Genomic DNA, 20,280 nt, shown 5'->3' with positions numbered 1-20,280 from the left:
CCGGATCCGGGCCGCCGCTACGCCGTCCCTGCCAGCCAGGCGGCGTCGGCCTCGCGCCGGCTCCGTTCCAGGTCGCTGCCCGGCGTCGGCAGCAGCGCGGGGACCGTCAGCCCCGCCCGCCGCAGCCGCCAGGCCAGGAAGCGATAGCCGGCGGGCAGCGCCGCGACCTCCTCCACCGGCACGGCGAAGGGCGTCCCGGGGATCGAGGCCGCCAGCGCGTCATGGTCGTAGATGGCGATGCGCGAGAGCAGGCGCCAGCGCCCCGCACGCCGTTCCACGCGGTCCAGGAAGCGCATCAGCGTGGTGCCAGTCACCTCCACCCCATCGACGACCGAACGGCCATGCAGCGTGACATCCGTCTCGGCCAGCGCGCGGTCCCCGCGCGGCGTCACGCGGCTGCCCGCCATGACGTGCTTCGAGAAGCTGCGCCCGGCGCGGGCGCGGGAGGCGGCGACGAAATCGGCGAAGGGGCCGGCGAACCAGCTGACGGCGATGTCGCCTTCGGGATGGAAGGTATCGAGCAGCGCGTCCCACTCGCCGGCATCGCGCCGGAAGCCCCAGGCCTCGACCAGCTCCCGGATCGCGGCGCGGTCGAGCATGCTGTCGGATGTGCTCATTCGATGACGATCCCGATCTGGCGGGAGAGGTCTCCCAGCTCCTCGCGCTCCGCCGCGGCGAAGCGGGCGAATTCCTCTGGCAGGCTGCCGATCGCCTCCGCGCCGAGTTCGGTCAGGAACCGCGCGCGCAGCGTCGCGTCGGCGAGCACGGCGCGGCAATCCGCGGCAAGCCGGGTGACGAGGTCGGGTGGGGTGGATGCGGGCGCGAGCAGGCCGAACCAGCCGACACGCTGGAAGCCGGGGAAGGTCTCCGCCACGGTCGGCACCTCCTCGAGGCCCGGGAAGCGCGAGGGGGCGGTGATGGCGAGCGGTGTCAGCGCCCTTGCCCTGACCTGCGGCGCCAGCAGCGGCGTGCCATCGATGACCAGGTCCACGCGCCCCGCCAGCGCATCCTGCAGCGCCGGCGGGCTGCCGTTGTAGGGGATGTTGCTGAGTTCCACGCCGGCACGCCGCGCCAGCTGTTCGGCGGCGAAGCGGGGCAGGCTGGTGGCGCCGCTGGTGGCGAAGGTGATCCGCCCCGGCGCCCGCCGCGCCAGGCGCAGCAGGTCGTCCAGCGTCTCCACGCCGAGGCCGGGGCGCGCGGCCAGGATGAAGGGCGTCATCAGCAGCAGCGACACGGGCGCGAGATCCCGCGCCGGGTCGAAGGGCATGGACCGCATCAGATGCTGGTTCAGCACGATGGGGCTGGCCTGGGCGAAGAGCAGCGTGTGGCCATCCCCCGGCGCGCGCGCCACGGCCTGGGCGCCCAGATTGCCCGCCGCGCCTACGCGGTTCTCCACCACCGCGGGCTGCCGCCAGAGCGTGGCGAGACGATCGGCGAGCAACCGCAGCCCGATATCGGGCGCGCTGCCGGGGGCCGCGCCCACGACGATCCGGACCGGCCGGGACGGGAAGCCGCCCTGCCCGAGCGCCTGGCGTGGCAGGGCCGCCGCCGCCAGCCCGGCCGCCAGCAGGGTGCGGCGGCCGGCGCGGGGCGCGGTCATGGCGCGATCAGCCCCAGCCGGCCGAGCAGCGCCTGCGCCTCCCGCTGTTCCGCCACCAGGCGGTCGCTGAAGCGGCGCGCATCCAGCGGGGCCACGACCTGCGCCGCACTGGCCATGACGCTGCGATAGGTGTCGGAGGCGGTGGCCTCCAGGCAGGCCGCTTCCAGCCGCTGCGCCACGGGCTGCGGCAGCCCGACCGGCGCCCAGAGTCCGCCGAAGCCGCGCCAGTTCACGGGGAAGCCGAGCTCCGCCAGGGTCGGCACCTGCCCCAGCGTGGGGTCGCGCGCATCGGCGGCGACGGCCAGCAGGCGCAACCCGCTGTCGCGCAGCGTCGCCCAGGTGGTGGCGACCATGTCCACCGTGCCGGCCTGGGCATCCGTCATCATCTGCCCGCCGGCGCGGTAGGCGACATCGTTGAAGCGGGTGCCGGACAGGATTTCCAGCTGCCGGCCGATCAGGTGGCCGACGGTGCCGTTGCCGGCATGGCCGAAGCTGAGGCTTTCCGGCTTCTCCCTCGCGGCGGCGAGGAATTCAGCCAGCGTGCGGTGGGGGGAGCGCGCCGGCACGGCCAGGGCGAAGACATTCTCGAAAGTCTGGCAGATCGCCTCGAACCGATCGAGGCGATAGGTCAGCGACGGCACCAGGAAGGGCTGCGTCGTCAGCATGCCGGAGGGGCCGAAGCCGATCGTCGCGCCATCGGGCCGCGCCTGTGCGACGGCGGCGGCGGCGATGCTGCCCCCCGCCCCTTCCCGGTTGACGACGACGACGGTGGTGCCGCCGCCGAGCGCCTGGCGCAGCGGCTCCGCATAGGCGCGGGCCATGATGTCCACCACCGTGCCGGGACCGAAGGGCACGATGAGGGTGATGGTGCGCGGCAGGGCGGGTGGCGTGCCCTGTGCCAGGGCCGGCAGCGGCAGGGCCGGCAGCAGCAGGGCCGGGGCAAGCAGCGCCAGGGTGCGGCGGGTGATCATTCTTGTCCTCCCAGGTATTTGGTTCGGTCAGTCGAGGCGGATGCTGCGCAGCTGCTCCGCCTTCATCGTGGCATCGGATTGCAGACGCGCGGCGAAGGCGCCGGCGCCGGTGTGGAAGGCCTCCGGCTGCAGGGCGCGGCGGGCGGCGGCGCGGTAGCCCTCGGTCGCTGCGACCTCCGCGCAGGCGGCTTCCAGCACGGCGATGCGATCCTCCGGCGTGGCGGCGGGCGCCATCAGGCCGCCGAAGCTGGTGGGGGCCACGTCGAAGCCGGCCTCGATCGCCGTCGGCACATCCGGGAAGGCCGGATTGCGCGCGGTGTCGAAGACCGCAAGCAGGCGGATGTCGCTGCGGCCGGAGGCGGAGCCGAGCACGATGGCGCCGGCATCGAGCCGCCCGGCCAGCACCTCCGTCAGCACGGCGCCGTCGCCGCGATAGGGGATATGCGCGAGATCGAGCCCCGCCGCTGCCGTCCATTGCAGCATGGCGAGATGCGGGATGGAGGCGACGCCAAGGCTGCCATAGGTGACGCGCCCCGGCGCGGTGCGCGCAGCGGCGACCAGGTCGCCCAGCGTGCGCCAAGGGCTGTCGGCCCGCACCGCGATGGCCTGGGCATTCGAGAACATCTGGCAGACCGGGCGCAGCGAATCCGTCCGCAACCCGCTGTTCGGCTGCGTGACCGGCAGCACGGTCAGCACCAGCGCCGGCACGAAGGCCAGCGTGTAGCCATCCGGCGCCGAGCGCGCGACGGCGGCGGTGCCGATGGCGCCCGCGGCGCCGTCCCGGTTCACGACGACCACGGGCTGGCCGAAGCGCGTGGAGAGCCCGGCGGCGAGCGCGCGGGCCATCAGGTCCGTGGCGCCGCCGGCGGGATAGGGATTCACGATCTGCATCCCGCGGGCGGGGAATGCCTCCTGCGCCGTCGCGGGCGCGGCGAGGAGCGCGAGCAGGGCCGGGATGACAAGGCGGCGCATCATTCGGCCCTCACCACCGCATCGGCCCAGGCGCAGCCGGTGGAGGGTGCGGGATCCGGCGCGCGAAGCCCGCGCGCCGCGGCATCCAGCCGCATCTGGCGCAGGCGGGCGCGCGGCCCGTCTTCCGGCAGATGGATGCGCTCATGGCCCCAGTAGCTGGGACCGTCGAAGGTCTCGTGCGGCTGCCAGGTGGCGGGGTCGATCACCCTGCCGCCCCAGCCATACTCCACGAAGAAGCCCGACGGCGTCGTGGTGTAGAAGGAGGTCATGTGGTCGTTGGAATGGCGGCCGAGCGTGTAGGCGACGCGGCCTGCCTCCAGCTGCGCCAGGTCGTAGCCCTGGCCGACATCGTCGAGGCTGCCGAGTTCCACCATGAAATGATGCATCCCCGCGCGGCCGGATCCGACCATGGCGAAGGAATGGTGCCGGCCATTCACGTGGAAGAAGAAGAGGTCGTAGGGCGTGCGGCCGTAATCGGTCAGGCCGAAGCCGAGCACATCGCGATAGAAGGGCAGCAGCGCCTGCGCATCGACCACGTTCAGCACGGCATGGCCCATGCCGAGCGCGCCGGTGCGGAAGCCCGTGATGGGGCGGCCCGGCGCGAAGGGCGTATCGGCGAGTTCCTGGCCGTGGAAGGCCTCCAGCCGATTACCGCCGGGGTCGCGGAAGACGATGAGGTCCCGCACATGGCGTTCCGCCGCCAGCGCCGCGCTGCCGCGCTGCACGGCGGTGCCGGCGGCTTCCAGCCGCGCGGCCAGCGCATCCAGCGCCGCGGCATCGGCGACCTGCCAGCCGAGGAAGGCGAGGCCATCCTCGGCTTCCGGCGTGACGATCAGGCGCTGCGCGCGGTCATCCATGCGGAACAGCCGCGTGCCGCCCCCGGCATCGACGCGCTGCATGCCGAGCAGCCGCGTCGCATAGCCATCCCATTCCGCGGGCTGGCTGGCCCTGATGCCGATATAGCCCAGTGCGGTGATCATGCTTCCGCCTCCACGGGGTTTCGCAGCACGCCGATGCCGCTGATCTCGACTTCCGTGACGTCGCCGGGCTTGAGCCAGAGCGGCGGGTTGCGCTTGGCGCCGACGCCGCCCGGCGTGCCGGAGACGATGACATCGCCCGGCAGCAGCGGCAGCACGGTTGAGATGTATTCGATGAGCTGCGGCACCGGCGTGATCATCAGGTCCGTCGTGGTGTGCTGCACCACCTGGCCGTTGACGCGCGTCTCCAGCGTCAGCGCCGCAGGGTCCGGGATCTCGTCGCTCGTGACCATCCAGGGGCCGAAGGCGCCGGTGCCGGCGAAGGTCTTGCCGGCGAGGAACTGGCTGGTGTGGAGCTGCCAGTCCCGCACGCTGCCCTCATTGTAGCAGGCATAGCCGCCGACATGGCGCAGCGCGTCCGCCGCCGCGATATGGCGGCCGCCGGTGCCGATGATGACGGCCAGCTCGCCCTCGTAGTCGAAGCGCTCCGACACGCGCGGCCGGATCATGGCCTGGCCATGGCCCACCTGGCTGCCGGCGAAGCGCGCGAAGAGCGCCGGCTTCTCCGTGACCGTGCGGCCGGTCTCCGCGACATGGTCGCGGTAGTTCAGGCCGACGCAGATGATCTTGTCGGGGTCGGGGATGACGGGGGCGAGGCGCAGCCCCTCCAGCGGCAGATCGGGCGTGGTGATCGCGCGCGCCTCCGCCAGCCGGCCGGCCGCCATCAGGGCGCGGATCGAGGGGATGCCGAGCCGCGCGGTGAGGTCGGCGACGCCGCCCGGCACGACCACGCCGCAGGCCGGGGTGCCATCGGGACGGAAGAAGGAGACGAGGCGCATCGCGTATTCCTGCTGTCAGAAGCGGTCGAGAAAACCGGCGATGCCGGCGGCATCGGCGGCAAGGGCGAGCAACTGCCGGTCCGGCCGCACCAGCGCCGCCGCGGCACCCAGCTCGCCGAGCCAGGGATCGAGGGCAGGGTCGGCGACCAGCACGGCGCCGCGCGCGGCCAGGCGATCCATCGTCGCGGCGTCCAGCGCCGCGGCGACATCGGGGCGCAGCAGCACGGCGAAGCGCGGACCGATGCGGTCATCGAGGCGCATGCCATCGGCCAGCGCGGGCTGCGGCACGGGCCGACCGAAGGGCGCGGTGAAGCCGCCCAGGGCCGGGGCGATGCTGCGCATGCGCACCGGGCCGTCATCGCCAGGGGCGCCGCCACCCAGCGCGGCCTCCTTCGCCCGCGTGTTGATGAGCCCACCGAGCCGCACCGCGGTCTCGATATAGGTGCGCGCATGCGGCGCGCGTTCGGCCTGGTAGCTGTCGAGCAGCGCCTCCGGCGCGCTGCCGCGGTGCACGCGGGCCAGCTTCCAGGCGAGGTTCGCGACATCGCGAATGCCGGCGCACATGCCCTGCCCCATGAAGGGCGGCGTGAGATGCGCGGCATCGCCGGCGATCAGCAGCCGGCCATCCCGCCAGCGCCGCGCGACGGCGGAGCGGAAGGTGTAGATCGCGGCGCGTTCGAGCTCCGCATCCTCCGGCGTGATCCAGGTGGCGAGCAGGCGCCAGACCTCGGCTTCCGGCATCCGGTCACCCGGTGCCTCCCCGGGATGGACCGTGATCTCGAAGCGGCGGCGGTCACCGACGCCGCGGACATAGGTGGCGGGGCGCGCGGGGTTGCAGAACTGGATGCTGTGGTCGCCAAGGTCGGGGCGCGGACGCTTCAGGATCAGGTCCACGACCAGCCAGCGCTCGTCGAAGCCGAGATCCTCCATGCCGCCACCGATGACGCCGCGCAGGAAGGATCGCGCGCCGTCGCAGCCGATGACCCAGGCGGCGCGGCGCGGGCCGCGGGTGGTGGAGAGCGTGACGCCATCGGCATCCTGCGCCACCGCCGTCACCTCCGTCGCGGTCTCGGTGGTCACGGCGGGATGGCGGGTCAGCCCTTCCCGCAGCACGCGTTCCAGCGCGGGCTGGTGGAAGCGGTAGGAGGCATGCCAGCCCTGCGGCGTCAGCGCCGCGGGGCGCGACCAGTCCATCAGCAGGCGGCCATCCGGGTCCACGAAGCGCATGCCCGGGGAGACATGCGTATCGGGCAGGATCGCCTCCGCCAGGCCGATGCCCTGGAAGACGCGCATCACCTCGTCATCGACATGCACGGCGCGCGGCAAATGGTAGGCGGCTTCCTCCCGGTCCAGCAGCAGGACGCTGAGCCCCTGCTGCGCCAGCAGATGCGCCAGCGTGGCGCCCACCGGGCCGAATCCGATGATGGCGGCGTCGTGCGCCCGCTCTCCTGGCATGCCGTTGTCCTCCTGCCCCAAGGGTTGCCAATCCGGCAGGCCGGACGCAAAGCTTCCCTTGCATCTGTCCGCCAGGTGGACATGGGAACGCCCGCGAAACCGATCCGCGCCTTTGCCCGGGGGCTCGACCTGTTGGCCGCGCTGAACCGCCATGGCGGCGCCACGGCGCTGACCCTGGCGCGGGAGACGGGCATCCCGCGCGCCACGGTCTATCGCCTGATCGAGACGCTGGAGCGGGAGGGCTATGTCGCGCGCAGCCCGTCCGACGAACGCTGGGTGCTGCGGCTCAAGGTCCGCGGCCTGTCGGACGGCTTCGAGGATGAGGAATGGATCAGCGCCGTGGCGGCGCCGGCGCTCTATCGCCTGACGGCGCGCATCGGCTGGCCCTGCGATCTCTGCACCCTGGAGGGCACGGCGATGGTGATCCGGGAGACGACGCATCGCGTCGCGCGCTTCTCGATCGACCGGGGCATGATCGGGCGCGCGCTGCCGGTCCTGCCGAGTTCGGTCGGCCAGGCCTGGCTCGCCTTCTCCGGCCGGGCGGAGCGGGAGACGCTGATCGGGCTGCTCGCGGCGTCCGACCGAGCGGAGGATGCGCCGGCGCGGCGCGGCGCGTCACTCGCGCGGAGTTTGGCGCTGGTGCGCCGGCGCGGCTATGCGCTGCGGCCGGGCGGCACGGCGCCCTGGCGGCATACCGGATCGCTCGCCCTTCCGGTGCGCCATCACGGCGTGGTGCTGGGCTGCGTCAACACGGTGTGGATGGCGCGCGCCGTCTCCACGGAGGAAGGCGTGCGGCAATGCCTGGAGCCGCTGCGCGGCGTTGTGGCGGAGATCGAGGCGGCGCTGGAGAAGACGCCGCCACCCGCCTGACGCCGTGTCAGCCGACATGCTCCGCGGAGACGGGGCGCGTCTCTCCGGTCTCGACCAGCGTGCGCGTCGCATCGATGCGCGCATAGATCCAGAGGATCTTCATCCCCTCCGTGTTGGAGGCGTTGATGAAGCGGTGCGGCACGCCTTCGGGAATCCAGGAGATGTCGCCCGCCTTGATGTCATGGCGTTCGCCGTCGATCTCCGCGATGGCGTTGCCTTCCAGCAGCAGCACGCTCTCCTCGCAATTGTGGGTGTGCAGCGGGATGGCGGCGCCGGGGCCGAAGATGGTGATGCCGTTGAGGAAGCTCTGCGCGCCGATGCGCGGGCCGACGAGCGGGATGGTCTTCGCGCCGCCGCCGCGCTCATAGGCCTTCATCTGCTCGGGGTAGAGCACCACGCCCTTGGGGGCCTTGTCGGTCATGCCTGGTTTCCTTCCCGGGATCGGCGTCGTGATGAAAGCGTCCCGGTATTCGGGGATTCGTGCAAGCGGCCCCGGGGATCACGCAACGGGGAGAGCCGGGCTGCCAGGACGGGGCGACGCTGTCACGGGCCCGGGGAACGGGTACAACAGGGGCGGCGGCGCCGAGCCGCCCCAAAAGCGAAGGCCAGGTGATGAACGCCGAGACCGGTTCCGAGGCTGATTTCCGCCCGCACAGCTCCCATTGGGGCGTCTTCACCGCGGCGATGCGCGATGGCGAATTGCTGGTGCGGCCGCATCCCGGGGACCCGGACCCGAACGCCATCCTGCAGAACTTCCCGGCGGCGCTGCGCCACCGCGCGCGCATCGCGCAGCCCATGGTGCGGCGCGGCTGGCTGGAAGCCGGGCCCGGCCCCGATCCGCGCCGCGGGCGTGACGAATTCGTGCCCATGGCCTGGGACGCGGTGCTGGACCTGCTGGGCGCGGAGGTCGCGCGCATCCGCGACCGCCACGGGCCGGGCGCGGTCTTCGGCGGCTCCTATGGCTGGGCCAGCGCCGGGCGCTTCCACCATGCGCAGAGCCAGATCCACCGCTTCCTGAACTGCGCCTTCGGCGGCTACGTCGCCTCCGTCAACAGCTACAGCTCCGGCGCCGCTTCCGTCATCGTGCCGCATGTGCTGGGCAACTACGAAGCGCTGACCAAGCACAACGTCACCTGGGACCAGCTGGCGCAGCATACGGAGGTGGTGCTGGCCTTCGGCGGCATGGCGCTGAAGAACGCGATGGTCGCTGGTGGCGGCATCAGCGAGCATGTGGAGCGCCCCGCCATGAAGGCGGCACATGACAGGGGCTGCGACTTCATCCTGCTGGGCCCGCTGCGGAGCGACCTGCCGGAGGAAGCCGGCGCCGAGTGGATCGCGAACATTCCCGGCACCGACACGGCGCTGATGCTGGCGCTGGTGCACACGCTGGTGGCGGAGGGGCTGCAGGACCAGGATTTCCTCGACCGCTACACCACGGGCTGGGCGGTGTTCGAGCGTTACCTGATGGGCCGAGAGGACGGCCAGCCCAAGGATGCCGGCTGGGCCGCGCCCATCACGGGCGTTCCGGCGGACACCATCCGCGCCCTCGCCCGCCGCCTGCATGGGAAGCGCGTGCTGGTGACGGTCGCCCATGCGCTGCAGCGGGCGGAGCATGGCGAACAGCCCGTCTGGATGGCGGCGGTGCTGGCCGCGGCGCTGGGGCAGATCGGGCTGCCCGGTGGCGGCTATGGCTATGCGCTGGGCGCCATCGGCTATTACGGCCGCCGCGCCAATGCGGTGCCGGGGCCGACCCTGTCGCAGGGCCGCAACCGGCATGGCGACTACATTCCCGTCGCGCGCATCGCCGACATGCTGCTGAACCCCGGCATGACCTATCGCTACAACGGCCAGACGCGGACCTATCCCGACATCCGCATGGTCTATTGGGCCGGCGGCAATCCCTTCCACCACCACCAGGACCTCAATCGCCTGCGCCAGGCCTTCGCCCGCGTCGATACGCTTGTCGTGCATGAACTCGCCTGGACGGCCACGGCACGGCATGCCGACATCGTGCTGCCGGCCACGATGACGCTGGAGCGGGAGGATATCGGCTTCAGCTCCCATGACCCGCTGATGGTGGCGATGCACCGCATCACCGAACCCTTCGGCGAGGCGCGGGACGACTACGACATCTTCGCCGGGCTGAGCCGGCGGCTCGGCGTGGAGGAAGCCTTCACCGAAGGCCGCAGCAGCCGGGAATGGCTGCGCCACCTCTATGCCCGCACCGAGCAGGCGCTGCGCGAGCTGGGCCATCCCGCGCCGGATTTCGACGCCTTCTGGGAAGCGGGCACGCTCGCCCTGCCCCAGGCGCCGGATGATGGCGGCCCCTGGCGCGCCTTCCGGGAGGATCCGGAAGCCAACCCGCTGCCGACGCCGAGCGGGCGGATCGAGATCTTTTCCGAGACCATCGCGGGCTTTGGGGAGGCCGACTGCCCCGGCCACCCCGCCTGGCTGCCGCCGCAGGACGTGCCGCGCGCGGGCACGCCGCTGCACCTCGTCGCCAACCAGCCCGCGACGCGTCTGCACAGCCAGCTCGATTTCGGGGAGCACAGCATCGCCTCCAAGCGTCGCGGGCGGGAGGTGGCCTGCCTGCATCCCGCGGACGCCGCCGCGCGCGGCATCGCGGAGGGCGACGTCATCCGCCTGTTCAACGAGCGCGGCGCCTGCCTGGCCGCGGCGCATCTGACGACCGGCATCCGTCCCGGCGTCGTGCAGCTGGCGACGGGCGCCTGGTACGATCCGGAGGATCCGGCGGAGGACAAGCCGCTCTGCGTCCACGGCAACCCGAACGTGCTGACGCGGGATGTCGGCACGTCGGGCCTGGCGCAGGGCTGCACGGGGCAGCTGACGGTGGTGGAGGTGGAGCGCTTCACCGGCAACCTGCCGCCGATCCGCGCCTTCGATCCGCCGATGACGGTCTGACGGAAAGGCCTCCGACGCGCAGAACGACGGCGGTTTCAATCGCACACAGTTGAGCCGGTCCTCAGTGGACGCTGGGCTGGGGATACGGGACGTTCTGCCGTCTCCCCGTCCTGGAACACGCCTTGCCCCCTCGTCCCGACGCCGCCCCATCCGCATGCGGGACAAGGCGCTTTCGGCATCGCTGCGCTGCCATACCGTGAGTGCGACCGATCGCCCCATGGCGCCCGTTGCCGAGACGGAGCTGGGACGGCAGGAGGCGGAAGCGGCCTGCGCGCGCGAGCCGATCCACATCCCTGGCAGCATCCAGGCGCATGGGCACCTGCTGGCCTTCGATGCGGCTGGGCTGGCGCTGACCCATGCGAGCGCCGATGCCGGCCTCGTCATCGGCCAGGACGTCACGGATGCCTTCGGCCTGCCCGCGGCCAGGCTGCTGCCCGCGCCGATGGCCGCCCTGCTGCGCGACCGCCTTCCTGCCTCGGCGCCGGGCGTGCCGGTCGGGCTCGGCACGCTGCCGATGACCGATGGGGCCGTCGTGGAAGCCATCGGCCACCGATCCACCTGCGGCCACCTCATCGTCGAGTTCGAGTTGCCGGGCGCGGCCGACGAGATGGAGACCCAGGATCGCGGCGTGCGCGATGCCTTCGCCCGGCTCGGTCGCACGGCCTCCACCACCGAATTGTCGGCGACGGCGGCGGCGGCGCTGCGGGCCATCAGCGGCTTCGACCGCGTGCTGATCTACCGGTTCGAGGAGAACTGGGACGGCGTGGTGGTGGGGGAGGACGGCAACGGGCGCCTGCCCTCCTATCTCGGCCTGCGCTTCCCCGCCACCGACATCCCGGCCCAGGCACGGCGCCTCTATGAGGCCAATCCGCTGCGGCTGATCGCCGATGAGGCCGCGCCCGCCGTGCCGATCCGGGCGGGCCGGCAGGGGCCGCCGCTCGACCTCAGCTTCTCCGCGCTGCGCAGCGTCTCGCCCGTCCATCTCGACTACATGCGCAACATGGGCACGGCCTCCTCCATGTCCGTCTCCATCCTGCGCGGCGATGGGCGGCTCTGGGGCCTCGCCTGCTGCCACCATGCGGGTCCGCGCCGCGTGCCGCCCGCGACGCGGGAGGATTGCGACCTGGTGGCGCGCATGTTCGCCGCCCGCGTCGTGGCCAGCGAGGAGATGGAGCATGCGCAGGCCCGCGGCCGGCTGAAGGGGCTGGAGGGCCGGCTGATCGCCCGCATGACGGCGTCGGAGCGGATGGATGATGGGCTGGTCGCGGTGCCGACCGACCTGCTGGAGATGGCCGGCGCAACCGGCGCGGCGGTGCTGGCCGGGGGCGAGTGCAAGCTCGTCGGCCGCACGCCGGCGGAAGGCGATGTCCGGCGCATCGCGGACTGGCTGGCGCAGCAGGACTCCCGCGACGTGGTGGAGACGGAGTGCCTGTCAGCCAGCATGCCCGGGGCGGAAGCCATGGCCGAAACGGCAAGCGGCATCCTCGCCATCTCCATCTCCAACCTGCATCCGAACTTCGTGATCTGGTTCCGGCCGGAGGTCGTCAGCACCGTCACCTGGGGCGGGCAGCCGGCGAAGACGGTGGATGCGGATACCGGGCGGCTGGGCCCGCGGCGGTCCTTCGCCATCTGGGCGGAAGCGGTGCGGCTGCGATCGGCCCGCTGGACGCCGGCGGAGATCGACACCGCACGCGATCTTCGCGGCGGCATCATCAGCATCGTGCTGCGCGCGGCGGAGGAACGGGCGGAACTGACCGGGCGGCTGGAACGCGTGAACCGGGAACTCGCCGCCTTCTCCTACACCGTCTCGCACGACCTCCGTGCGCCCTTCCGCCACATCACGGGCTTCGCGGCCCTGCTGAAGGAACAGGAGGGTGCGGCGCTCAGCGAACGCGGGCGCCGCTATGTCGGTACCATCGCGGAAGCGGCGGAGACGGCGGGGCGACTGGTGGATGCGCTGCTGAACTTCTCCCAGATGGGGCGGAGTTCGATGGTGCCGGTGCAGTTCGACCCGGCGATGCTGGTGGCGGAGGTGCAGCGCGCGCTGGAGACGGAGATCGCGGGCCGCCCGATCGACTGGCGCATCGCGCCGATGTCGGCGATGCAGGCCGACCCCGTCATGATGCGCCAGGTCTTCCAGAACCTGCTGTCCAACGCGGTGAAGTACACGCGCGGCCGCGATCCGGCGGTGATCGAGGTCTCGGCCCGGATCGAGGGTGGCGAGTTCGTCTGCACGGTGCGCGACAACGGCGTCGGCTTCGACATGGCCTATGTGCACAAGCTCTTCGGCGTGTTCCAGCGCCTGCACCGGGCGGAGGAGTTCGAGGGCGTCGGCATCGGGCTTGCGAATGTGCAGCGGATCGTCGAACGCCATGGCGGGCGCATCTGGGCGGAAGGCGCGCTGGGCCAGGGCGCGGCCTTCCACTTCGCGCTGCCGATGCGCGGCATTCCGGCAGGAAAGGCTGGCTGACATGGCGGGATTGCGCCCCGTCCTCCTCGTGGAGGACAGCCTGAACGACATCGAGCTGACCCTGGCGGCACTGGAACGCAGCCGGCTGGCCAACCCCGTGATCGTGGCCCGCGACGGGGTGGAGGCGCTGGACCTGCTGTTCCGCCGCACCAATGCGCCGAACGAGATGGTGGCGCAGCTGCCCGTCGTCGTGCTGCTCGACATCAAGCTGCCGCGCGTGGACGGGCTGGAGGTGCTGGAGAGCATCCGCCGCGACCCGCGCACGCGCCACGTGCCGGTGGTGATGCTGACCTCCTCGCGGGAGGAGCAGGACCTGGTGCGCAGCTACGGCCTCGGCGTCAACGCCTTCGTGGTCAAGCCCGTCGGTCATCGCGAGTTCTTCGACGCCATCAGGGACATCGGCGCCTTCTGGGCGGTGCTGAACGAACCGCATCCCGGCATGCCCGCGGCGGAAGGCAAGGCATGACCGAACCACTCGAGGACGCCACGCCCGGCGACCACTTCCGGCTGCTGCACCTGGAGGACAGCCCGCTGGACGCGGAGCTGATCGCCGCCTGCGTCTCCCGCGCCCTGCCCGGCTGCACGATCCGCCTGGTGGCGACGCGCGCGGATTACGTCGCGGCGCTGCGGGAGGGTGGGTTCGACATCATCCTCGCCGATTTCGTCGTGCCGGGCTTCGACGGCATGGCCGCGCTGGCCCTGGCGCGCGAATTGGCGCCCGACCGCCCCTTCATCTTCGTCTCCGGCACGCTGGGGGAGGAGGAGGCGGTGGAGGCGGTGAAGCAGGGCGCGACGGATTACGTCGTCAAGCAGCGGCTGATCCGCCTGCCCGTCGCCATCGCGCGGGCGCGGGCGGAGATGAGGGCGCGCGACGGCCAGCGCAGTGCCATGGCCGCGCTGCGGGAGAGCGAGGCGCGCCTGCGGCTGGCGCTGGAGGCCGGGCGCCTCGGTTCCTGGGAGCTCGACCTGCGGGGCATGGTGCTGCAGGCATCGAAGACCTGCCTGGCCAATTTCGGGCGCGGGCCGGAAGACGATTTCACCTATGACGACCTCTGCCGCAGCGTCCATCCGAAGGACCAGGCACGCATGCGCGAAGCGGTCGGCCGATCGGTGAATGACGGGGCCGATTACGACATCGAATACCGCGTCGTCTGGCCCGACAGCACGGTGCATTGGGTGCATGTCAGCGGCCGTCCGATCCAGGCGCCGGACGGCACCGCGCTTGGCATGGCGGGCGTCTCGCTCGACATCACCGACCGCAAGACGGCGGAGGAGCGCCAGGCGCTGCTGTCGCGGGAAGTGGACCACCGTGCGAAGAATGCGCTGGCCGTGGTGCAGGCGACGCTGCGGCTGACCAAGGCGGCCGCGGTGCCGGAGTATGTCCGCACCGTGGAGGGACGAGTCGCGGCGCTGGCGCGCGCACAGACCATGCTGGCGGAAGGGCGATGGCGCGGCGCCGATTTGCGCGCGCTGCTGGAAGGCGAGTTGGCGCCCTTCCTGCACGCCGGCACGCGGCTGGCCTTCGGCGGGCCGCGCGTGATGGTGCCGGCCGCCGCGGCACAGCCGCTCGCCATGGCGCTGCACGAACTGGCGACCAACGCGATGAAGTATGGCGCGCTCTCGACGGAGGCCGGGGGTCTCGCCGTCTCCTGGCGGGTGGAGCCGGCGGAGCATGGGCCGCCGATGCTGCTGTTGCGCTGGATGGAAACGGGCGGCCCCGCGATCCTGCGGCCACCCGCGCGCAAGGGTTTCGGGGGCCGCGTGCTGGATGGCACCATCCGGTCACAGCTCGGCGGGCAGGTCACGCTGGCCTGGCAGCCCACCGGGCTGGTCTGTGAGATCGCGGTGCCGCTGGGAAGCGAGTCGCTGGAGCAGGCCGCCAATCCCTGGGGCGACGCCGCCTGAGGGCCGAGGGCTGGGCTCAGCCCGTCGCGTCCCGCAGGGCGCAGGCGGCGGCGTTGCGCAGGATTTCCGCCGCGCGGTCTCCGCCGAGATAGGGCAGCGTGGCCCAGGCGCCGTCGAAGAGCATGGCCAGCGTGTCGGCGGTCATCTCCGGATCCTTGATCCCGGCCTGGCGCACCAGGTCCACCATCGTGCCCCGCATGCGCCGCTTCTGCGCCGCCACGAGGCGATGCGTGGGGTGGTCGGGGTCCGGGAACTCGGCCTGGGCGAGCAGCATGGGGCAGCCGCGATAGTCCGGGTCCTGCACCTTGGCGGCGATCGCTTCCACCAGCGCCCGCAGCTTGCCCGCGGCATCGGGCACGGCGCCGGTGACGCCTTCGAACCACCGGTCCCAGGCGGCCGCATCCTCCTCCAGGATCGCCGCCACCAGCGCGTCCTTGCTGGGATAGGCGCGGTAGAGGCTCATCTTCGTCGCCTCGGCGACGCGGCACACCTCCTCCACGCCCGTGGCGCGGATGCCCTGGCGATAGAACAGCTCCTTCGCGGCGTGCTGGATGCGATCCGCCGCCTTGGGGCGTTCGGCCGTGGCATGGGCCATGGTGCCTGTCTCTCCTCCTGCCGTCCTGGCGGGCAAAGCTGCCAGGAAGCCTCGCGGTTTTCCTCACGCTTTCGTGGGGTGGGCGTGGGGGCTTGATGATACTGACCGGTCACTTACACTATGAGACGAACCGGTCGGTATCATCCGGCCCCGGAGATTGCCATGATCCCTCCCCAGGACAAGGGCCAGCCCGCGGAACCTCGCGGGAATCTGTGGCTCGATTGGCTGGACCGCATCCAGGCCCGTGGCGCGCTGATGGGCGGCGCCACCGCGGTCGGCCTGATGGCCGCCACCGCCCTGACCAGCCCCGCCGCCGCGCAGGGCGGCGCTCCCCCGACCGTCACCGCCGCCACGCCGCTGTCCCGCGCCGTCGCGCAATGGGACGAGCATACCGCCCGGATCGAACCCTCCGCCCGGGTGGAGATCCGCCCTCGGGTGTCAGGCCAGGTGGAGGCGGTGCATTTCCGCGACGGCGCGCTGGTGCCGGCGGGCGCGCTGCTCTTCACCATCGACCAGCGCCCCTTCCAGATCGCGGTGGACAGCGCGCGGGCGGAGCTGGCGCGGGCGGAGGCGCGGCTGACGCTGGCGGAGCAGCAGGTGCAGCGCTACGGCCCGCTGACCGCCCAGCGCATCGCCCCTGAGTCCGAGATGGACACCCGCCGCAGCGCGCTGCGGGAAGCGCAGGCCGGGCTGCTGGCGGCGCGCGCGGCGCTGCGCCAGGCGGAGCTGGACCTGACCTTCACAGAGGTCCGCGCCCCGCGTGGCGGGCGCGTCAGCGACCGGCGGGTCGATGCCGGCAATCTGGTGCAGGCCGGGCAGAGCCTGCTGACGACGCTGCTGGCGCTCGACCCCGTCTATGCCAGCTTCGACGCCAGCGAGGCGCAGTACCTCCGCTACGCCCGCGCCGCGCGCGGCGGGCTGCGGGAGGCGGGCGGGCTGCGGGTGCAGCTGCGCCTGCTGGATGAGGCCGAGTTCAGCCATGAGGGCGGGCTCGACTTCGTGGACAGCGCCTTCGATGCGCGCAGCGGCACCATCCGCGGCCGCGCCGTGGTGGCGAACCCGGACCTGCTGCTGACGCCGGGCGGCTTCGCGCGGCTGCGGCTGTTCGCGGGCGAAGGCCAGGCGCTGCTGGTGCCGGATGCCGCCATCGTCGCCGACCAGTCCGGCCGCGCGGTGCTGACGGTGGGGGCGGACGGCACGGTGATGCCGCGCCCGGTGCAGCTCGGCCCGTTGGTGGAGGGGCTGCGCGTGGTGCGCAGCGGCCTGGCGCCGGAGGATCGCGTGATCATCGGCGGCCTGCACCGCGCCCGGCCGGGCACCCGCGTGACGGCCGAGCAGGGCCGCATCGGGCCGAGCCCCATCGCCTCCGCACGATAGTGACTCCCTCAGACGTGTCGTGCCGAAGGCACGCCTCCGGCGTGACGCGCGGCCTCCGGCCGCTTGGCTTCGCGGCACCGGCCGCGGCGCCCGTTCGGGCGCTCGGACCGGGCTGATGCCCGGTCCGCAACATTAGTTTCACCTCCGCCGAAAGTCCGATCCCATGCGGCTCGCCCGCTTCTTCATCGACCGCCCGGTCTTCGCGGCGGTACTGTCCATCGCCATCACGCTGGTCGGTGCCATCGCCGCCTTCCGGCTGCCGATCGCAGAATACCCCGACATCGCGCCGCCGACGGTGCAGGTCACCGCCAGCTATCCCGGCGCCTCCGCCGAGACCATCGCGCAGACCGTCGCGGGGCCGATCGAGCAGGAGGTGAACGGGGTGGACGGGATGCTCTACCTCTCCTCCCAATCCACGGGCGATGGGCGGCTCGCCATCAGCGTCGTCTTCCGCCAGGGCACCAATGTGGACCAGGCGCAGGTGCTGGTGCAGAACCGCGTCGCCATCGCGGAACCGCGCCTGCCGGAGGAGGTGCGGCGCCTCGGCATCACCGTGCGCAAGGCCTCGCCCGACCTGCTGATGGTCGTGCACATGACCTCGCCCGATGGCAGCCGCAGCCCGGAATACGTCTCCAACTACGCGACGCTCGCCATCAAGGACCGGCTGACGCGGCTGGAAGGCGTGGGCGATGCGCAGGTCTTCGGCGCGCGGGACTATGCGATGCGCGTCTGGCTCGACCCGGACCGTCTTTCGGCCCGCGGCCTGGCGCCGGGCGAGGTGGTGGAGGCGCTGCGCCGCGCCAATGCCCAGGTGGCCGCCGGCGCCATCGGCCAGGCGCCCCGCGCGGCGGAGGCCGGGGCCTTCGAGATCAGCGTGCAGGCGCGCGGCCGCCTCTCCTCCCCGGAGGAATTCGACGAGCAGGTCGTGGGCACCGGCGCCAATGGCGCGCCGATCCGGCTGCGCGACGTGGCGCGGACGGAGATCGGCGCGGCGGACTACTCCGTCAACGCGCTGCTGAACAACCAGGTCGCCACCGCCATCGTCATCTTCCAGCGGCCGGACAGCAATGCGCTGGCGACCGCCGCCGCGGTGCGCGCGACGATGGAGGAGGCGGCCGGCGCCTTCCCCTCCGGCATCGGCTACAGCGTGGTCTATGACCCGACCCGCTTCATCGCGCAGAGCATGGAGGCGGTGCTGCACACCTTCGCCGAGGCCGTGGTGCTGGTGGTGCTGGTCGTCATCCTGTTCCTGCAGAACTGGCGCGCGGCGGTGATCCCGCTGCTGGCCATCCCGGTCTCCGTCATCGGCACCTTCGCGGTGCTGCTGGCCATGGGGTTCACGCTGAACACGCTGACCATGTTCGGCCTGATCCTGGCCATCGGCATCGTCGTCGACGACGCGATCGTCGTGGTGGAGAATGCGGAACGGCACATGGCAGAGGGTCTCAGCCCGCTGGAGGCCGCGCGGAAGACGATGGACGAGGTGGGCTTCGCGCTGATCGCCATCGCGCTGGTGCTGGTCGCGGTCTTCCTGCCGACCGCCTTCATCGCCGGCATCTCTGGGGCCTTCTACAAGCAGTTCGCGGCGACGATCTCGGTCGCCACGGTGCTTTCGGCCATCGTGTCGCTGACGCTGTCGCCGGCGCTCGCGGCGCGGCTCCTGAAGCCGCACGGGCATGGCAAGCCCTCCGTCATCGGGGCGCCGGTGCGGCTGTTCTTCCGCGGCTTCAACGCGGTGTTCGACCGGCTGTCCTTCGGCTATGGCGCGCTGACGAAGAAGCTGGTGCGGCTGCCGGTGATCCTGCTGCTGATCTATGGCGGGCTGCTGGCCTTCACCGGCCAGACGGTCCTGACGACGCCAACCGGGCTGATCCCGCCGCTCGACCGCGGCTACTTCATCGCCGCCTTCCAGCTGCCGCCGGGCGCCAGCCTCAGCCGGACGGATGCGGTGGTGCGGCGCGCCTCCGACGCCATCCTGGCGGCACCCGGCGTGGAAAGCGCCGTCGCCTTCGTGGGCTTCGACGGCGCGACCTTCACCAACGCGCCCAATACCGGCGTGGTCTTCGCCAGCCTCAAATCCTTCCAGGAACGGGCCGCACTCGGCCTGTCCGGCAACGACATCCTGGGCCAGCTCCAGGGAAGGCTGATGGGTGACCAGGATGCGCAGGTGCTGGTGATCCCGCCGCCCTCGGTCCCCGGCATCGGCACCGGCGGCGGCTTCAAGCTGATGATCCAGGACCGCGCGGGCCACGGACCGCAGGCGCTGGAACGCGCGGTGTGGCAGGTGCTGGGCCAGGCCAATGGCACGCCGGGCATCGCCTTCGCCTTCAGCCTGTTCAACACCGCGACGCCGCAGATCCGCGCCGAGATCGACCGCACGCGGGCGGAGATGCTGGGCGTCCCCATCTCCCGCGTGCATGAGACGCTGGGCATCACCATGGGGTCCGCCTTCGTCAACGACTTCAACCTGCTGGGTCGCACCTGGCGGGTGACGGCGCAGGCCGACATGCGCCACCGCATGGATGTGGAGGATATCGCGCGGCTGCGCGTGCGCAGCGACAGCGGGCAGATGGTGCCGATGGGCTCCATCGCGACCTTCCACGAGACCTCCGGCCCCTATCGCGTGCCGCGCTACAACCTGTTCCCCGCGGCGGAGATCCAGGGTGCCGCGATGCCGGGCGTCTCGACCGGCCAGGCCATCGCGGCGATGGAGCAGGTGCTGAAGAACCTGCCGGAGGGCTTCAGCTACGAATGGACGGAGATCGCGCTGCAGGAACGCATCGCGGGCAATACGGCGCCGATCGCCTTCGGGCTCGCCGTCGTGTTCGTCTTCCTGGTGCTGGCGGCGATGTACGAAAGCTGGCTGCTGCCGCTGGCGGTGGTGCTGATCGCGCCGATGTCGGTGCTGGCCTCGCTGCTCGGCGTGCTGCATGCGGGCCTCGACAACAACGTGCTGGTGCAGGTGGGCCTCGTGGTGCTGGTCGGGCTGGCGGCGAAGAATGCCATCCTCATCGTCGAATTCGCCCGCGCGGCGGAGGAGGAGGGGATGTCCCGCTGGGAAGCGGCCGCGGCCGCGGCGCGCACGCGCCTCAGGCCGATCCTGATGACCAGCCTCGCCTTCATCCTCGGCGTGCTGCCGCTGACGGTCGCAACGGGCGCGGGGGCGGAGATGCGGCAGAGCCTGGGTGTCGCGGTGTTCTACGGCATGCTCGGCGTGACGATCTGCGGCCTGCTCTTCACGCCGGTCTTCTACGTCGTGGCCCGCGCCATGGCGCGGCGCCGCCAGGCGGAGCCCAGGGTGCAGGCCGCGCATTGAGCGGTTCGACG

The 20,280-nt window shown here is 72.0% G+C and carries 16 protein-coding genes; 7 read left to right on the top strand and 9 right to left on the bottom strand.

The genetic code is table 11. The features are described from left to right. Positions 1-17: 17 nt before the first annotated feature. From G3576_RS25615 to mhpA, 7 genes are read right to left on the bottom strand one after another with little or no spacing between them, the layout of a single operon-like run. A complete protein-coding gene (locus G3576_RS25615; RefSeq protein WP_164697336.1) occupies positions 18-617 on the bottom strand; it encodes a nuclear transport factor 2 family protein in 600 nt (199 codons plus the stop codon). Next, a complete protein-coding gene (locus tag G3576_RS25610; protein WP_164697335.1) occupies positions 614-1,600 on the bottom strand; it encodes a Bug family tripartite tricarboxylate transporter substrate binding protein in 987 nt (328 codons plus the stop codon). Before G3576_RS25610 ends, G3576_RS25615 begins: the two co-directional genes overlap by 4 nt. Continuing rightward, positions 1,597-2,571, bottom strand: a complete 975-nt coding sequence (locus G3576_RS25605) for a tripartite tricarboxylate transporter substrate binding protein (RefSeq protein ID WP_164697334.1) — start codon at positions 2,569-2,571, stop codon at positions 1,597-1,599. Before G3576_RS25605 ends, G3576_RS25610 begins: the two co-directional genes overlap by 4 nt. Before the next feature lie 27 nt (positions 2,572-2,598). Continuing rightward, positions 2,599-3,546, bottom strand: coding sequence for a tripartite tricarboxylate transporter substrate binding protein (locus G3576_RS25600; protein WP_164697333.1), 948 nt, complete (start codon positions 3,544-3,546; stop codon positions 2,599-2,601). After that, complete coding sequence (locus G3576_RS25595) at positions 3,543-4,523, bottom strand: VOC family protein (RefSeq protein ID WP_164697332.1); 981 nt, start codon at positions 4,521-4,523, stop codon at positions 3,543-3,545. Before G3576_RS25595 ends, G3576_RS25600 begins: the two co-directional genes overlap by 4 nt. Further along, the gene (locus G3576_RS25590; RefSeq protein ID WP_164697331.1) at positions 4,520-5,359 is read right to left on the bottom strand and encodes a fumarylacetoacetate hydrolase family protein; all 840 of its coding nucleotides are present in this window, start codon (positions 5,357-5,359) and stop codon (positions 4,520-4,522) included. Before G3576_RS25590 ends, G3576_RS25595 begins: the two co-directional genes overlap by 4 nt. A 15-nt stretch (positions 5,360-5,374) precedes the next feature. Continuing rightward, positions 5,375-6,814 (bottom strand): bifunctional 3-(3-hydroxy-phenyl)propionate/3-hydroxycinnamic acid hydroxylase MhpA, encoded by a 1,440-nt coding sequence (mhpA, locus tag G3576_RS25585; protein ID WP_164697330.1) that lies wholly within the window; start codon positions 6,812-6,814, stop codon positions 5,375-5,377. Positions 6,815-6,895: 81 nt separating this feature from the next. On the opposite strand from mhpA, the gene G3576_RS25580 reads away from it, so the two are divergent. Next, positions 6,896-7,684 carry a helix-turn-helix domain-containing protein gene (locus G3576_RS25580; RefSeq protein ID WP_164697329.1) on the top strand — a complete coding sequence of 263 codons (789 nt, stop codon included), beginning with the start codon at positions 6,896-6,898 and terminating at the stop codon, positions 7,682-7,684. 7 nt (positions 7,685-7,691) lie between these two features. Here the strand turns inward: G3576_RS25580 and G3576_RS25575 are convergent, their stop codons facing one another. Next, the gene (locus tag G3576_RS25575; RefSeq protein WP_164697328.1) at positions 7,692-8,105 is read right to left on the bottom strand and encodes a cupin domain-containing protein; all 414 of its coding nucleotides are present in this window, start codon (positions 8,103-8,105) and stop codon (positions 7,692-7,694) included. Positions 8,106-8,296: 191 nt separating this feature from the next. On the opposite strand from G3576_RS25575, the gene G3576_RS25570 reads away from it, so the two are divergent. The 4 genes from G3576_RS25570 (at position 8,297) to G3576_RS25555 (ending at position 14,981) form a co-directional block, all read left to right on the top strand. Further along, entirely contained in the window at positions 8,297-10,606 is a 2,310-nt protein-coding gene (locus tag G3576_RS25570; protein WP_164697327.1) for a molybdopterin guanine dinucleotide-containing S/N-oxide reductase, read from the top strand. 217 nt (positions 10,607-10,823) lie between these two features. After that, positions 10,824-13,076: an ATP-binding protein gene (locus G3576_RS25565; protein ID WP_164697326.1), complete on the top strand. Its 2,253-nt coding sequence runs from the start codon at positions 10,824-10,826 to the stop codon at positions 13,074-13,076. Between the two features lies 1 nt (position 13,077). After that, entirely contained in the window at positions 13,078-13,542 is a 465-nt protein-coding gene (locus tag G3576_RS25560) for a response regulator (protein ID WP_164697325.1), read from the top strand. After that, positions 13,539-14,981: an HWE histidine kinase domain-containing protein gene (locus G3576_RS25555; RefSeq protein ID WP_164697324.1), complete on the top strand. Its 1,443-nt coding sequence runs from the start codon at positions 13,539-13,541 to the stop codon at positions 14,979-14,981. Before G3576_RS25560 ends, G3576_RS25555 begins: the two co-directional genes overlap by 4 nt. Positions 14,982-14,997: 16 nt before the next feature. Here G3576_RS25555 and G3576_RS25550 read toward each other — a convergent pair whose 3' ends face one another. Beyond that, positions 14,998-15,576, bottom strand: a complete 579-nt coding sequence (locus G3576_RS25550; RefSeq protein ID WP_164697323.1) for a TetR/AcrR family transcriptional regulator — start codon at positions 15,574-15,576, stop codon at positions 14,998-15,000. 162 nt (positions 15,577-15,738) lie between these two features. Between G3576_RS25550 and G3576_RS25545 the strand changes: the two genes are divergently transcribed. Next, positions 15,739-16,953, top strand: coding sequence for an efflux RND transporter periplasmic adaptor subunit (locus tag G3576_RS25545; protein WP_235952447.1), 1,215 nt, complete (start codon positions 15,739-15,741; stop codon positions 16,951-16,953). A gap of 163 nt (positions 16,954-17,116) precedes the next feature. Further along, positions 17,117-20,269, top strand: coding sequence for an efflux RND transporter permease subunit (locus G3576_RS25540; protein WP_164697322.1), 3,153 nt, complete (start codon positions 17,117-17,119; stop codon positions 20,267-20,269). Positions 20,270-20,280 lie beyond the last annotated feature (11 nt).

This window comes from Falsiroseomonas algicola, from assembly GCF_011040385.1.
Taxonomy (GTDB): Bacteria; Pseudomonadota; Alphaproteobacteria; order Acetobacterales; family Acetobacteraceae; genus Falsiroseomonas; species Falsiroseomonas algicola.
The sequence above is the reverse complement of the archived record's forward strand: the minus strand, read 5'-3'. Positions and strand labels throughout refer to the sequence as shown.